This is a genomic window from Thiomonas sp. FB-6 (assembly GCF_000377645.1).
Lineage (GTDB): Bacteria > Pseudomonadota > Gammaproteobacteria > Burkholderiales > Burkholderiaceae_C > Thiomonas_A.
In genome coordinates this window covers 1-13733 of record NZ_KB898498.1, presented here as the reverse complement: position 1 = coordinate 13733, position 13733 = coordinate 1, and the positions used below count along the sequence as shown (strand labels likewise).

Genomic DNA, 13733 nt, shown 5'->3' with positions numbered 1-13733 from the left:
CGGAAGGGAAAGGGGCGCGGTGGACTCAGGCGGGGGCGCGGCGGATGGCGCGTGCCGGCACGCCGGCCCAGCAGACGGCGTCGGGCAGGTCGCGCAGCGCCACCGCCCCGGCGCCCAGCACGCTGCCGGCGCCTACGCGCAGGCCCGGCAGCACGGTGCTTCCGGAGCCCAGCAACGCGGCCTCGCCGACGCGCACGCCGCCACCCAGGCGCGCGCCCGGCGCCACGTGGGTCCAGGGGCCGACCCCGCAGTCGTGGTCGATCACCGCCGTGTGGTTGACGATCACGCCTTCGCCCAGATCCGCCAGCGGTCCCACCACGCAATGCGCGGCGAGCAGGCAGCCGGGGCCGACGCGCGCGCTGGGCGCCAGCGCGGCCAGCGGATGCACCACGCTGGCGAGGAAGGCCGCGCGGGCTTCGTCGAGCAGCAGCGCGCGGGCTTCGCGCCGGCGCGCTGCGTTGTCGCCGATGGCCACGTGCAGGCCCCAGGGAAGCGGCAGATCGCGCAGCGCGCGCGGCGCCAGCACGCGCAGGCCGGGCAGCAGCTGGCTGCCCCACAGATCCTCGCGCCGGTCGCTGACCAGCACCGCGCTCCAGGCGCCGCTGGCCAGCGCGGCATCGGCCGCCACGCGAGCATGACCGCCGGCACCGAACACCACCAGCGCGGGAGCGCCCGGCGGGGCCACGAGGGAAGGGGAGGAGGCAGTCACGGCGCGTTTCAGTAGGCCAGGGTCTTGTTCAGCAGGCCCGGGTGCAGATCGATGTCGGCGAGCAGTCGCGCGATGCGCTCGCCGGCATGGCCGTCGCCGTACACATTATGCGCGGACGGGCGCGGGGAGCCGAGCAGACCCTGCAGCGCCGCGGTGATCTCGCCGGAGCGCGGTTCCACGTGCAGCACGCCGGCGTTGCGCTCGCGCAGGTGCTGGCGTCGCCCCACGTCGAGCACGGGGGTGCCGAAGCTCGCCGCCTCGATGATGCCGGAGGAGGAATTGCCCGCCAGCGCCCGCGCGTGGCCCAGCGCGTCCAGGTAGCGCGAGCGCGGCAGGTGGGTGAGCCGATGCCAGCCGGCGCCGCACGCCTGCAGCGCGGATTCGATCTGCGCCGAGCCGGCGTCGGCGTTCGGCGCCAGCCAGAGCACGTCGAAGTCGCGCCCGGCGCCGGCGTCGCGCAGCCCGGCAAGGAGTTCGCGGGTCTGCCCGGCCGCCTGCGCGGCCTGCTGCACCACCGGATGGAACACGACCAGCACGAATTGCCGCGCAGGCTCGATGCCCAGTGCGCGCAGGGTCTGTTCGCGCGGCGCCAGCGCGTGGCGGGCGATGTCGTCCAGCCCCGGCGCGCCGACCACGAACACGCGCCCGGGCTCCTCGCCCATCGCGAGCAGGCGCTCGCGCGACTCGGCGGTGGCCGCGAAATGGTAGGTGGCGAGCTTGGAGACGGCGTGGCGCATGGGCTCGTCCACCGTGCCCGAGCGCTCGCCGCCGTGCAGGTGCACCACGGGGATGCCCAGATGCAGCGCCGCCGTGGCCCCGGCCAGCATCTCGCCGCGGTCGCCCAGCAGCAGCAGCGCGTCGCAGGGCTCGCGCTGCAGCTCGGCCGTCATGCCCAGCAGGGTCTGCGCCACCGCGCGCGCCATGCCGGCGCCGTCGCGCGCGCCCACGTCGCTGGGAATGCGCGCGGCCACGCGCAGGCCGCTGGCCTCGATTTCCTGCAGCGTATGCCCGAACTCCGGCAGCAGGTGCATGCCGGTGACCGCCAGGCGCAGATCCAGGCCCGGATGCGCGGCGATGCGCTCCAGGCAGGCGCGCATCAGCCCGAAATCCGCCCGCGTGCCGCTGAGATAGACGATGCGCCGAGGCTCAGCCATGGGCGTCGGCGTCGTCGTCGGCGCCGTCCGGGTCCTCGCGCACGGCGTGCAGGTCCTCCCAGGCCAGCAGCTGCCCGGCGGCGACGTCGCGCCGCAGGCGGCGCCCGATCAGCGCGTCGAGCTCGCGCGGGGCGATGCCGTGGCCCGGGCGCCTCAGTTGCAGGTGCTCGAGCGCCAGTTCGCTGCCGGCACGCAGCGCGCAGGCCAGCACCACGCTGCGCCGCGCCACCTCGCGCACCTCCAGCTCCTGCTGCCGCGGGGCCTTGATGCCGTCGCCCAGCATGTCCTGCAGGCGGCGCAGTTCGCGCACCAGCGCGGCGAACTCGGCCGCCTCGCTGGAGGCCGCGTGGTCGGGCCCGGGCAGGCGGCGGTCCAGGGTGATGTGCTTCTCGATCACCACCGCCCCCAGCGCCGCCGCGGCCAGCGCCGCGGTGTTGCCCAGGCTGTGGTCCGAGTAGCCCACCGGCATGCCGCAGGCCTCGCCGAGCTGGCGCAGCGCCAGCAGGTTCAGCGCCTCGTCGGGGGCCGGGTAGGCCGAGGTGCAATGCAGCAGCACCAGCGGCGCGGCCACCGGCGGCGCCGCGCTCGGGGCGCTGCCGCGCAGCCAGATCTCGCGCACCCATTCCGTCGCGTCGCGCACCTCCTCCAGCGTGGCCATGCCGGTGGACACCAGCAGCGGCAGGCGCGCGCGCGCCGCCTTCTGCAGCAGCGGGCGGTTGGTGATCTCGCCCGAGGGCAGTTTGAGGCGCCGCACGCCGAGATCCACCAACTGGTCCACCGCCTGCTCGGAGAAGGGCGTGGACATGAACTCGATGCCGCGCTCGCGGCAGCGCGCCGCGATGGTCTGGAACTGCTCGTGGCTCAGCTCCAGCGCGCGCAGCATGGCCAGCTGGTCGGTGTGGCCGGTCTGCTGCCTCTGGTAGCTGGCGGTTGCGGCGCCCGGGGTCACCAGGTCCTCGGCACGGAAGGTCTGGAACTTGACGGCGTCGGCGCCGGCCGCGGCGGCGGCGTCCACCAGGCCCAGCGCCAGGTCCAGGCGGCCGTTGTGGTTGACCCCGGCTTCGGCGATGACGAACACGTGGGGCCGGTTCATGGTGTCGGGGATCCTTCGGATGCGGCACGCTCGGCCGCCGCGAAATCCTCGGCGGTGTCGATGTCCACCGAGCGCGATGGGGGCATGATATGAGCCGCCACTCGCACGCTCCACATGCCGTGGCGCGCCGCGTGCGCCAGCGCGGCGCGGCGCCAGACGTAGATGGAGCCGTTGAGCGCCCACACCGGCGGCGCGGCCTGGCGCGTGGCCAGCCCGCCGCCCTTGCACACCAGCACGCTGCCGTCGCCCTGCAGCTCGACAAGGTTGAAGTAGGGGTTGAAGCCGCTGTCGTAGGCCGTCACCACCAGGCCGGGCTCGTCGGGCTCTGCGGCGCGCCGCAGGCAGGCGTCGAGGTCCTGCGGGATGCGCAACGGCGAGGTGGGTTGCAGGTCCACGATGCGCTCGTAGCGCCGCCCCTGCCCGCGCTCCAGGAAGTCGAGCAGGTGCTCGATCACCGGCAGCTTGGGGCTGTCGTCGCGCGCCAGTTCGGGCGGGCGCAGGTAGGGAACCTCGGCGCCGGCCGCGCGCGCCGCCGCGGCGATGCGCTCGTCGTCGGTGGACACGCACACGGCGTCGATCCCCGGGTGCTCCAGCGCGAAGGCGATGCTGTGCGCGATCAGCGGGCGCCCGCGAAAGGGCCGGATGTTCTTGCCCGGCAGGCCCTTGCTGCCGCCGCGGGCGCAGATGGTGGCGATGGTCTTCATGGGGCTCGTTGCAGCAGGGCTTCGGCTTGATCGGCCACCGCCGGCGCGGCGGCGGCGGGCCGCGCCCAGCGGGTCGGGGCCGGCGGGCGGGCCAGGGTCTGGTCCAGCGCCGCGGGCAGTTCGTCCAGGTCCGCCACGCCGCGCGCCACGCCGAGGGCGGCGTAGTCCAGGCCGCGCAGCGCGCCCGGCGAGCAGCGCAGCGACAGCACCGGGCGCCCCGCCACCGCGGCCTGCAGGCCCACCGTGGTGGTCTGCACCACCACGGCGTCGGCCGCCAGCACCAGCGGCTCGATGGCTTCGTCCGCCGGCACGCTGAAATGCACCTGCGCCGTATCCGGCGCGCGTTGCGCGCGGTGCCAGTGGTTGGGGTGGTGGCGCACCACCAGCGAGGCCGTGGGCCGCTGCTCGACCCAGGCGCGGGCGCTGGCTTCCATGGCCAGCGCCAGCGCGTCGCCCGCCGGCCATGGCGAGGCGGGGTGGGCCTGCGCCTCGGGTTGCGTGGCCAGCAGCACCAGCCGGCCCGGCTCGCGGCCCCAGTGCTGCGCCCAGCGCCGGCGCATTTCGCGAGCCTGCTCGCGCGCGGCGGGCTCGTGCAGCGCGTCGAAGGCGGGGTTGCCGGTGACCGCGATGCGCTGCGCCTCCCAGCCCGCCGCCAGCAGGTTGTCGCGCACCGCGTCGGCCAGCACGCAGACGCGGTCCGGCCGCTGGCTGCGCGCCGCGAAGGGGTCGCCGGGCTGCGCGAACAGGTCCAGCACCGCCAGGCTGGGGATGCCCAGCGCCTGCGCGGCCTCCAGCGCGGCCTGCTCGCTGCGTGGCGAATTCGTGCTCAGCAGCAGATCCGGCCGCAAGGCGCGCAGCACCCGCTCGAAAAAAAGCTGCGGGTGGAAGGCATGGCGCCCGCGCTCGGCCAGGCGCCGCGCCGCCTCCTGCTCGCCGAGCTGGCCGCGCAGCGACCAGGCGTTGATTCCCAGGTAGGCCAGGGTCTCCGAAGTCGCGACGTCCGGATGGCTGTTGCCGGCCTGCAATTCCTGCCCCAGGCGCAGCGCCTGTTCGCGCTCCTGCGCATCCAGCAGCGGCAGCAGGGACTCGTAGCCCAGGCAGTCCCAGCCCGCCGCCTGCGCCGCGCGGCGCGCGGTGGTCAGCGCCAGCAACTGGATGTTCCACCGCGGATGTCGGCGCCGCAGTTCGCCCAGCACCGGCAGCAGCATGGCCACGTGGCCGCCGCCGTAGGCCACCGCGAGCAGGCGCCTGGACTCGTTCATGCCGGGTCCAGCTCCGGCTGGAAGCGCCGCGCCCAGATCTCCAGCGCCGCCAGCGCGCGCAGTTCGCGCGTGTGGTTGGCGCTGCCGTCCACATGCTGCTCGAACAGCTGGCGCAGGCGCGCCGGCTGGAACAGGCGCGCGGCCAGTGCGTCCTCGGCGAACAGCAGATCGTGCAGCCAGGCCTTGCGCGGGCCGCGGAACCATTCGCCGACCGGCACGGTGAACATCTGCTTGCGCCGCATCGCCAGTTCCTCGCCGATCAGGGGTTGCACCGCGCGCTTGAACCAGTGCTTCTTGTCGCCGTCCACCAGCTTGGTCGTGCCCGGGCTGCGGAAGGCCAGCTCCATCATGCGCCAGTCCAGGAAGGGCGTGCGCGCCTCCAGCGAGACCGCCATGCCCATGCGGTCGGGCTTGACCAGGTTGTTGCCCGGCAGCAGCAGCATCATGTCCAGGTAGAGCATCTGGTTGACGCGGTCGAAGTGCCCCGCCTGGCGCAGCCACGGCAGGGCCACGTCGCGCACGCTGTCCACGTCACGCAGGCGCTGCTGCAGCCAGGGCTGCAGCAGCTGCGAGCGGGCCTGCGCGCCGAACAGCCCCGTGCCTTCGACCAACCGGTGGGCGAAGGCCTCGTCGTCGAGGCCCTGCAGCGCCGGGTCGGCCAGCAGCGCCGCGTATTTGTCGTAGCCGGCGAACAGTTCGTCGCCGCCGTCGCCCGTGAGAACGACCTTGACTTCCTGCGCGGCCAGTCGCGCCACTTCCAGCGTGGGCAGGAAGGAGGCGTCGCCGTGCGGCTGGTCGCAGTGCCACAGCACGCCCGGCCAGGCGTCGAGCAGGTCCGGCTGCACGATGCGCTCGCGATGCAGGGTGCCGAAGCGCCGCGCGGCGTCGCGCGCGTAGGGCGATTCGTCGAAGCGGGGATCGTCGAAGCCGATGCAGAAACTGCGCACCGGCTCGCGCAGGTGCCGGGCCATCAGGGCCACCACCGTGCTGGAATCCACGCCTCCCGACAGGAAGGCGCCGAAGGGCACGTCCGCGCGCATGCGCAGGCGCACGGCATCGTCGAGCAGGCCCAGGAACTGTTCCTGCCATGCGCCGAATTCCTGCGGGGCCTGTTGCTGCTCGGCCAGGTTCCACCAGCGCCGCTGGCGCGCGCCGCGCGCGTCCACGCTGAGCACGCAGCCCGGCTCCAGGTGGCGCACGCCCGAGAACAGGGTCCACGGAGGCGGCACGTAGTTGAAGGCCAGGTAGTGCTGCAGCGCCGGCAGATCCAGCCGCGGGCGCGACGGCAAGGCGCCCAGCAGCGCCTTGATCTCCGAGCCGAACAGCAGGCGCGTGCCGTCGTCGTGCAGGTACAGCGGCTTGACGCCGATGCGGTCGCGCGCCAGGTGCAGGCAGGGACGCTCGGGGTCGCGCCGGTCGAGCACGGCCAGGGCGAACATGCCGTTCAGGCGAGGCAGGAAGTCCAGCCCCTCGCGCTCGTACAGGCGCAGCAGCACCTCGGTGTCGCTGTGGTCGCTGGCGAAACGCACACCCTCGCGCTGCAGTTCGCGGCGCAGTTCGACGTGGTTGAAGATCTCCCCGTTCTGCACCAGGGCGATGCGGCCGTCGTCGGACACGAAGGGCTGGTGCCCGCCGGCGATGTCGATGATGGACAGCCGGCGGTTGCCCACCGCGGCGCCGGGCATGCACCAGATGCCCGAGTCGTCGGGCCCGCGGTGGCGCAGCGAGGCGTCCATGGCCTGCAGCGCGCGCGCGTCGAGTTCACCGCCGGCGCGGTCGAAATAGCCGTAGATGCCGCACATGGGTCGAGAAGGGCGCAAAACCCCTATTGTCGTCGCAGCCGCGCCCCACCGGGCGGCGTCGGGCGCTTCGGCCCGTAAACCCGGCCTCCGCTGGGGGATTAGTTGCCGCTCCTGCGCAGCAGCTGCAGCAGGGTCAGCGCCATGATGCGCAGGTCGCGCGCCAGGTCGGGGCGGCGCGCGTAATCCAGGTCGGCCTGCAGGCGCTGCGCCGGCGTGGCGCGCGAGCGGTACAGCGCCTGCGCCAGCCCGGTGATGCCCGGGCGCACGCTGCAGCGCAGGGCCCAGTCCTCGGCGCGGTAGTCCGCCTGCTGCGCCGGCACGTCAGGGCGCGGTCCCACCAGGCTCATGTCGCCGCGCAGCACGTTGAACAACTGGGGCAGTTCGTCCAGGCTGCTGCGCCGCAGCCAGCGCCCCACACGAGTGATGCGCGGGTCGCCGCTGGCCGTGCGCTGCGGCCCCCGCGCCTCGGCGTCCACCACCATGGAGCGGAACTTGTACAGCCGGAACAGCCGCCCGCCGCGGCCCACGCGGGCCTGGCCGAACAGCACCGGACGCCCGCTGTCCAACCACACGGCCAGCGCCACGGCGAGCATGGGCAAGGCCAGCAGCAGCAGGGCCAGCGCCGCCAGCAGCAGGTCGAAACCCCGCTTGAGCATCAGGAGCCCGGGGTGCCCAGCGCCAGCGAAGCCTTGCGGATCAGGTCGCGGGCCAGCAGGCGGTCGCTCTCGATTTCCTCGGGGCTGCGCGCGCGCAGCACCGATTCGCAATGCCGCAGGCGCCCGAGCTGCTCGCGGTACACGCTGCGCCAGTCGCTGTCGGGGAATTCGATCATCTCGCGGTTGAAGGTGCGCGACAGGATCACGCTGCCCGAGCCCAGGCGCAGGTGTTCGGCCAGCACCACGCGCCCGGGAAGCAGGCCTTCGTCCAGGCGCGCGATGCCGCCGAAGCCGAAGCCCCGCCCGTGCGCCTGCGCGGTGCGCGCCACGCGCTCCACCGTGCCGTCGGCCAGCGGTTCGAACATGAAGCGGCAGCCCAGCTGGCGGTGCAGGTCGTTGAGTCCTACGTAGATCTCGTCCAGCCCCTCGGTTCCCGCCCAGGCGTCCAGGCTGTCGAGGGCGCCACGGGTTTCCAGCAGCGCCACCAGGCGGGCCCGCCCGGCCAGCGCGCGTGCGCATTCCTGCAGGGCCCGGGGCTGTTCGAACATGGGCAACATGACGCTGTCGGCGCCGTGGCGAACCGCGTGCTCCACCTCGGCCGCGCTTTGCGCATGCCAGGGGTTGATGCGCACCAGCAGGTGCGCGCGCGGCACGGCGGCACGCACCGCGGCCACGTCTTCCGGGCGGTGGTCGGAAATGAAGGTGCCCAGGCCGCCCTGGCGCTCTTGCTTGCCGATGCGCTCGAGATCGACCATGATGCGCGCCACGCCGCACTCGACGGCGAAGGCGGCGAACTCCGGAACATTGGTGATCTGGATCCAGTCCATGGTCACGAGCGAGTGTAACGGCGGGCCAGCGCGCGCCCCATGATTTCCCCTATCGCGTCATGGCGCAGCAGGAACCAGGCACCGCCGCCCAGGGCCGCCAGGGCCAGCAGCGCCTGCAGCAGCATCGGCCCCCACGAGGCGGCGGGCCAGGCGGCCAGCAGCCACGCCAGCGCCGCAAGCGCTGGCGTGGTCAGCGCCAGCAGCCGCGCATTGGCGGTCTCGGCGTCGGTGGTGCGTCGGGCCAGGCGCAGCCACAACACACCGGCGGCCACCAGGTAGGCTGCGCCGTAGGCGGCCAGCGCGCGCCACCACACCGGCGGCAGCAGCGCGCCCAGCGCGAACAGGGCCAGCAGGCCGCAGCCGTAGCCCAGCACCTGGTCGGCGATGCGGCGGTGGCTGTTCAGGCGCGCCGCCAGCACGAGTTGCGCCGCCTGCAGCGGCATCAAGGCGAGAATCCAGCGCATCGAGCGCACCAGCTCGGCCTGGCCCGCCGGGTCCATGCGGCCCCAGCCGAACACCAGGCGCACCGCCAGCGGCGCCGCCAGCATGCCGCAGGCGCCCAGCACCAGCGCCACGCGCAACATGGAGCGCATCCATTGGCGGCCGCGTTCCAGCGCGCCGGCGCGGTCTCCGGCGGCCTCCGCCGCCGACAGGCGGGCCAGCGCCAGCGCCGCGGCCACGGCGAACACCGTGTGCAGCGGCAACTCCCCGACGCGTTGCGCGTACTGGAACACGCCCAGCTGGCCGGCGCCGGTGCTGGAGGCGAAGCTGCGCGCCGCCAGCGTGTACAGCACGGTCAGGCCCGAAGCCGCCAGCGCCAGCAGGGCGGCGTGCAGGCCCGCGCGCTCGGGCCAGCGCGCACTGCCCGCGGGCGCGGGCCCCAGTTGCCGCACCACGCCGCGCATCATCGCCAGGCGGGCCAGCGAGGCCGCCGCGATGCCGGCGGCCACCCAGCCGAAGGACTGCAGGCGCGCGGCCAGCAGCAGGCCGGCGATCAGCGCCAGGTTGAACACCACGTTGCCCGCGTATTGCCATTGCAGGCGTCCCTGCGACTGCAGCGCCGCCGCGCCCACCATGGTCACGGCCCCGGCGGGTAGCGCCACCAGCGCGCCCAGGCCCAGGGTGCGCGCGGCCAGCAGCGCATCGGCGCCGCGCAGGCCCGGCGCCAGCAGCTGCAGCAGGGGTTGTCGCAGCAGCCAGCTGGCCAGGCCGGCGGCCGCGAAGGCGGCCAGCGCCAGGCGCGACCAGCGCGCCGCCTCGGCGGCGATCTCCGCCGGAGGGCGCCCCGCCATGCGCGGCACCATCACCGCCGGCACCGCGGCGCCCCACAGCAGCGAAATGGTGAAATCGGGGTAGGAAAGCGCCACCAGCGCCGCGTCCGCATGGCCGCTGAGCCCGAAGTGTGTGGCCACCACCGCGTCGCGCAGCACCCCCAGCACGCGGCTGGCCGCCAGCAGCAACAGGCTCAGGGAAAAGGCGCGCGCGAGGGACATGGGGGCGCATTGTCGCCTGCCCGCCTGCTCCCCGGATCGCCGGCAGCCCGCAAGCTCGGACGGCACAACGCGCCCGCACGGGGGACTTTTCAAGCGCCAAAATTCCCGTGTATACTTCCTCTTTCGCTGCGCCCGTAGCTCAGTTGGATAGAGTACTTGGCTACGAACCAAGGGGTCGTGGGTTCGAATCCTGCCGGGCGCACCAAATTGCTTAAGAGAATCAGGCACTTACGAGAAATCGTCAGTGCCTTTTTTTTGGGCACTGTCCCACAGCGCCCCGTGGCGGCGACGCTATGGGACAGTTTCCCCCGAGAGCGTCCTGGGCGCAGGGTGTCGATTCGCGGTCCAGGCGCCATGCTCATGGCGCAGAGCATCCTTTGGCGCAGATCCGGACATGCAAAGAGATGCCCCCGTGGGCATACCCCTCTGGAGTGTACGCAGATGCAACACCCTGCGACAATGCGCACTCCTGTCCCGAAATCCGGTTAGATTGATCGAAACCGTTGTTCCCATCAATCGCGCAATCGCGATGGCTTTGGGCGACAACCACTTCGCTCGATGAGCCGGGAAGGGGGAGGGGAACATGAAAGCCATGGACCACGCAGCGCCACGAAAGCGCCATCTCGCCTGCGTCACGCCCGAGCGAGAGCGCCCCTTCGCAGTTCCGAACTCCCAGATCCAGCCCTGACGCGCGCTGCCCGTGGTCCCGGAGACGGAACCCGCGCAGCAGCCACACGGCTCGCCCAGCCCCGCGGAGCTTGACGCGGGCCTGGCCTGCCTGGTGCTGATCGCCCAGTTTCACAACCTGCCGGCCGCGCGCAGGCGCTGCGCCATCAGCTCGCGCGCCCGCAAGGCGCGCTGCAGGAGGTGGAACTGCTGCTGGGCGCCAAGGCGCTGGGCCTGAAGGCCCGCACCGTGCGCTTGCGCCCCGAGCGCCTGGAGCACACGCCGCTGCCCTGCCTGGCGCTGGCATCCGACGGCCACCATTTCGTGCTGGCCCGGGTGGACGCGGCCAAGGCGCTGATCTTCGACCCGGCGAGCGGGCGCAACGAGATCCTCAGCCGCGAGCAGCTGGCCACGCGCTGGGACGGGCACGCCATCCTGTTCGCCTCGCGCGCCTCGCTGGCCGGGGATCTGTCGCGCTTCGACTTCTCCTGGTTCATCCCCGCGGTGGTCAAGTACCGCAAGCTGCTGCTGGAGGTGTTCGGCGTCTCGCTGGTGCTGCAGCTGTTCGCGCTGCTCACACCGCTGTTCTTCCAGGTGGTGGTGGACAAGGTGCTGGTCAACGACGCGCGCTCCACGCTGGAGGTCGTCGGCGTGGCCTATCTCGTGAGCTCGCTGTTCGAGGTGGCGCTTACGGGACTGCGCACCTACGTGTTCTCCCACACCACCAACCGCATCGACGTGGAGCTGGGCGCCAGGCTGTTCCGCCACCTGCTGGCCTTGCCCCTGGGCTACTTCGGCGCAAGACGCGTGGGCGACACGGTGGCGCGGGTGCGCGAGCTCGAGCACATCCGCAGCTTCCTCACCGGGCAGACGCTGACCGCGGCCATCGACGTGCTGTTCTCCGGCGTGTTCCTGGGGGTGATGCTGCTGTACAGCCTCAAGCTCACGCTGCTGGTGGCACTCTCCCTGCCGCTGTACGTGGCCGTCTCGGCGCTGCTGGTGCCGCCGCTGCGCCAGCGACTGAACGACAAGTTTGCGCGTGGCGCGGACAACCAGTCCTTCCTGGTGGAGACCGTCTCGGGCATGGAGACGGTCAAGTCCATGGCGGTGGAGCCGCAGTTCACCCAGCACTGGGACAAGCAGCTGGCCAGCTACGTCAGCGCGGGCTTCCGGGTGACCACCCTGGCCAACGTCGGCCAGCAGCTCATTCAGCTCATCGGCAAGCTGGTCAACGTGGGGATTCTCTGGTGGGGGGCGCAGCTGGTGATCACCCACAAGCTGTCGGTGGGCGAGCTGGTGGCCTTCAACATGTTGGCCGGGCGCGTCTCCGGCCCCGTGCTGCGCCTGGCCCAACTCTGGCAGGACTTCCAGCAGGTGGGCATCTCCATGCAGCGCCTGGGGGACATCCTCAACACCCGCACCGAACTCAGCCAAAGCCGCCAGGCGCTGCCCCAGGTGCAAGGCCACATTCGCTTCGAGAACATCCACTTCCGCTACACCCCCGACGGCCCGCTGGTGCTGCAGGGCATCGAGCTGGAGTTGGCCCCCGGGGAGGTGGTGGGCATCGTCGGGCGCTCGGGCTCGGGCAAGAGCACCCTGACCAAGTTGCTGCAGCGCCTGTACCTGCCCGAAAGCGGCAGGCTGCGCATCGACGACGTCGACCTGGCGCTGGCCGAGCCCGCGTGGCTGCGCCGGCAGGTGGGCGTGGTGCTGCAGGAGAACCTGCTGTTCAACCGCAGCATCCGCGACAACATCGCCCTCAGCCAGCCGGCCATCGGCCTGGACGCCGTCATGCACGCCGCCAGGCTCGCCGGCGCCCACGAGTTCATTAGCGAGCTGCCCGAGGGCTACGACACCCTGGTGGGCGAGCACGGGGCCAATCTCTCGGGCGGGCAGCGCCAGCGCATCGCCATCGCCCGTGCGCTGGTGAGCAACCCACGCATCCTGATCTTCGACGAGGCCACCAGTGCGCTGGACTACGAGTCCGAGCGCATCATCCAGGACAACATGCGCGCCATCTGCCGCGGGCGCACCGTGATCATCATCGCCCACCGGCTCTCCGCCGTGCGCATCGCCGAGCGCATCGTGGCGATGGACAAGGGGCGCATCGTCGAGATGGGCTCGCACGCCGACCTGGTCGAGCGCGACGGCTACTACGCGGGCATGGTCCGCATGCAGGTGGCCTGAGTGCAGCCCAGGCTCCAAGCCCTGCGCGATCTGCTGCAGCGCTACGCCCAGATCGGGCGAGCCTCCTGGCGGCTGCGCCACGAGCTGGCTGGTCCCCAGCGTACCGACCATGAACTGGCCTTCCTGCCCGCGCACCTGGAGCTGGCCGAGACCCCCGTGCACCCGGCCCCGAAGTGGGCGGCGCGCCTGATCGTGCTGTTCGCCGTGCTCGTCGTGATCTGGTCGCTCGTGGGCAAGCTCAACGTGGTGACGGTGGCGCAGGGCAAGCTGGTGCCCACGGGCGAGGTGAAGGTGGTGCAGCCGATGGATACCGGCATCGTGCGCGCGATCCTGGTGCGCGACGGGCAGTGGGTGCGGCAGGGCCAGCCCGTGCTGGAGCTCGACCCCACGCAGGCGCAGGCCGACCGTGCGAAGGCGCAATCGGCGCTGGCGCAGGCGCAGCTCAATGCCGCCCGGGCGCAGGCGCTGCTGCAGGCACAAGCGAACGACCGTGCGCCCAAGGTCCAGACCGTCTCCGGCGCAGCTCCAACGGACCAGGAAGCGAGCCAGCACCTCGCCGATGCGCAGTACGCCGCGCTGCAGGACAAGCTGGCTTCCCAGCAAGCCGAGCTGCTGCACCGCCGAGATCAACTGGAGGCCACCCAGCAGGACGTGGCCAAGCTGAGCCAGACCGCGCCGCTGGCGGCCGAGGTGGCGGCCTCCTACGCCCAACTGGTCCAGGGGAACTACGTCGCCCGCCAGGACTACCTGCAAAAGCAGCAGGACAGCATCAACCAGGCTGGAGACCTCGCGACTCAGCGCAGCAACGCGCTGGCGCTGCAGGCGGCCATCGTTCAGCAGCAGCGCGACATTGCCGCCACCAGCGCGCAGTTCCGCCAGGTGTGTGCGCCGATGCAATTCTGAGCCACCGTGCCGACCCAATAGTGAGCCAGGGATGGGAGCCGGTCTGATGATGTCCGGCGGTGGATAAGTGTAGGTCGTGGCCTGGGTCGGTGATCTCCTGGTGGTCGGTTTGATCGAGGGGGAAGCCGTGGAGGGCGTAGCCCGGAACGGCTTCCCCCTCGGTGTCTTAGGTGGTCTGTGCTGGCGCCTTGCGAGCCTGTTCCCGGCTCTTGATCCGCGTCCTGGCGTCGGCACTGGAGCGCATGAAGCGGATCGACTCGTTGCCGGTCTCGACGAT

Annotated in this window: 11 protein-coding genes and 1 tRNA gene; 3 read left to right on the top strand and 9 right to left on the bottom strand. The window is 72.3% G+C overall.

Annotated elements, in window-relative coordinates; all coding sequences use genetic code 11:
* Window positions 1-25 precede the first annotated feature (25 nt).
* From D466_RS0115630 to D466_RS0115590, 9 genes are all read right to left on the bottom strand, one after another.
* A complete protein-coding gene (locus tag D466_RS0115630; protein ID WP_231385748.1) occupies window positions 26-709 on the bottom strand; it encodes a NeuD/PglB/VioB family sugar acetyltransferase in 684 nt (227 codons plus the stop codon).
* Window positions 710-717: 8 nt separating this feature from the next.
* Complete coding sequence (gene neuC / locus D466_RS0115625; protein ID WP_026285347.1) at window positions 718-1863, bottom strand: UDP-N-acetylglucosamine 2-epimerase; 1146 nt, start codon at window positions 1861-1863, stop codon at window positions 718-720.
* Window positions 1856-2956 (bottom strand): N-acetylneuraminate synthase, encoded by a 1101-nt coding sequence (gene neuB, locus D466_RS0115620; RefSeq protein WP_018914645.1) that lies wholly within the window; start codon window positions 2954-2956, stop codon window positions 1856-1858. Before neuB ends, neuC begins: the two co-directional genes overlap by 8 nt.
* Complete coding sequence (locus tag D466_RS0115615; protein ID WP_018914644.1) at window positions 2953-3660, bottom strand: cytidylyltransferase domain-containing protein; 708 nt, start codon at window positions 3658-3660, stop codon at window positions 2953-2955. Before D466_RS0115615 ends, neuB begins: the two co-directional genes overlap by 4 nt.
* Window positions 3657-4922, bottom strand: coding sequence for a UDP-N-acetylglucosamine 2-epimerase (locus D466_RS0115610; RefSeq protein WP_018914643.1), 1266 nt, complete (start codon window positions 4920-4922; stop codon window positions 3657-3659). Before D466_RS0115610 ends, D466_RS0115615 begins: the two co-directional genes overlap by 4 nt.
* Window positions 4919-6724: an asparagine synthase (glutamine-hydrolyzing) gene (asnB, locus tag D466_RS0115605; protein WP_018914642.1), complete on the bottom strand. Its 1806-nt coding sequence runs from the start codon at window positions 6722-6724 to the stop codon at window positions 4919-4921. The genes D466_RS0115610 and asnB overlap by 4 nt, the downstream gene beginning before the upstream one ends.
* A gap of 98 nt (window positions 6725-6822) precedes the next feature.
* Window positions 6823-7380, bottom strand: a complete 558-nt coding sequence (locus tag D466_RS0115600; RefSeq protein WP_018914641.1) for a sugar transferase — start codon at window positions 7378-7380, stop codon at window positions 6823-6825.
* Window positions 7380-8207 carry an aldolase/citrate lyase family protein gene (locus tag D466_RS0115595; protein WP_018914640.1) on the bottom strand — a complete coding sequence of 276 codons (828 nt, stop codon included), beginning with the start codon at window positions 8205-8207 and terminating at the stop codon, window positions 7380-7382. The genes D466_RS0115600 and D466_RS0115595 overlap by 1 nt, the downstream gene beginning before the upstream one ends.
* A gap of 2 nt (window positions 8208-8209) precedes the next feature.
* Window positions 8210-9700 carry a lipid II flippase MurJ gene (locus tag D466_RS0115590; RefSeq protein ID WP_018914639.1) on the bottom strand — a complete coding sequence of 497 codons (1491 nt, stop codon included), beginning with the start codon at window positions 9698-9700 and terminating at the stop codon, window positions 8210-8212.
* Between the two features lie 128 nt (window positions 9701-9828).
* Between D466_RS0115590 and D466_RS0115585 the strand changes: the two genes are divergently transcribed.
* From D466_RS0115585 to D466_RS24085, 3 genes are all read left to right on the top strand, one after another.
* Window positions 9829-9905 (top strand) — tRNA-Arg (locus D466_RS0115585).
* 662 nt (window positions 9906-10567) lie between these two features.
* Window positions 10568-12553 carry a type I secretion system permease/ATPase gene (locus D466_RS0115580; RefSeq protein WP_018914638.1) on the top strand — a complete coding sequence of 662 codons (1986 nt, stop codon included), beginning with the start codon at window positions 10568-10570 and terminating at the stop codon, window positions 12551-12553.
* Window positions 12554-13456 carry a biotin/lipoyl-binding protein gene (locus D466_RS24085; RefSeq protein ID WP_018914637.1) on the top strand — a complete coding sequence of 301 codons (903 nt, stop codon included), beginning with the start codon at window positions 12554-12556 and terminating at the stop codon, window positions 13454-13456.
* Window positions 13457-13733: the final 277 nt, after the last annotated feature.

Bases quoted from the DNA above. Each gene is read 5' to 3' on its own strand.
- neuC (WP_026285347.1), bottom strand. From the start codon at position 1,863: ATGGCTGAGCCTCGGCGCATCGTCTATCTCAGCGGCACGCGGGCGGAT.
- neuB (WP_018914645.1), bottom strand. From the start codon at position 2,956: ATGAACCGGCCCCACGTGTTCGTCATCGCCGAAGCCGGGGTCAACCAC.
- D466_RS0115615 (WP_018914644.1), bottom strand. From the start codon at position 3,660: ATGAAGACCATCGCCACCATCTGCGCCCGCGGCGGCAGCAAGGGCCTG.
- D466_RS0115610 (WP_018914643.1), bottom strand. From the start codon at position 4,922: ATGAACGAGTCCAGGCGCCTGCTCGCGGTGGCCTACGGCGGCGGCCAC.
- asnB (WP_018914642.1), bottom strand. From the start codon at position 6,724: ATGTGCGGCATCTACGGCTATTTCGACCGCGCCGGCGGTGAACTCGAC.
- D466_RS0115600 (WP_018914641.1), bottom strand. From the start codon at position 7,380: ATGCTCAAGCGGGGTTTCGACCTGCTGCTGGCGGCGCTGGCCCTGCTG.
- D466_RS0115595 (WP_018914640.1), bottom strand. From the start codon at position 8,207: ATGGACTGGATCCAGATCACCAATGTTCCGGAGTTCGCCGCCTTCGCC.
- D466_RS0115590 (WP_018914639.1), bottom strand. From the start codon at position 9,700: ATGTCCCTCGCGCGCGCCTTTTCCCTGAGCCTGTTGCTGCTGGCGGCC.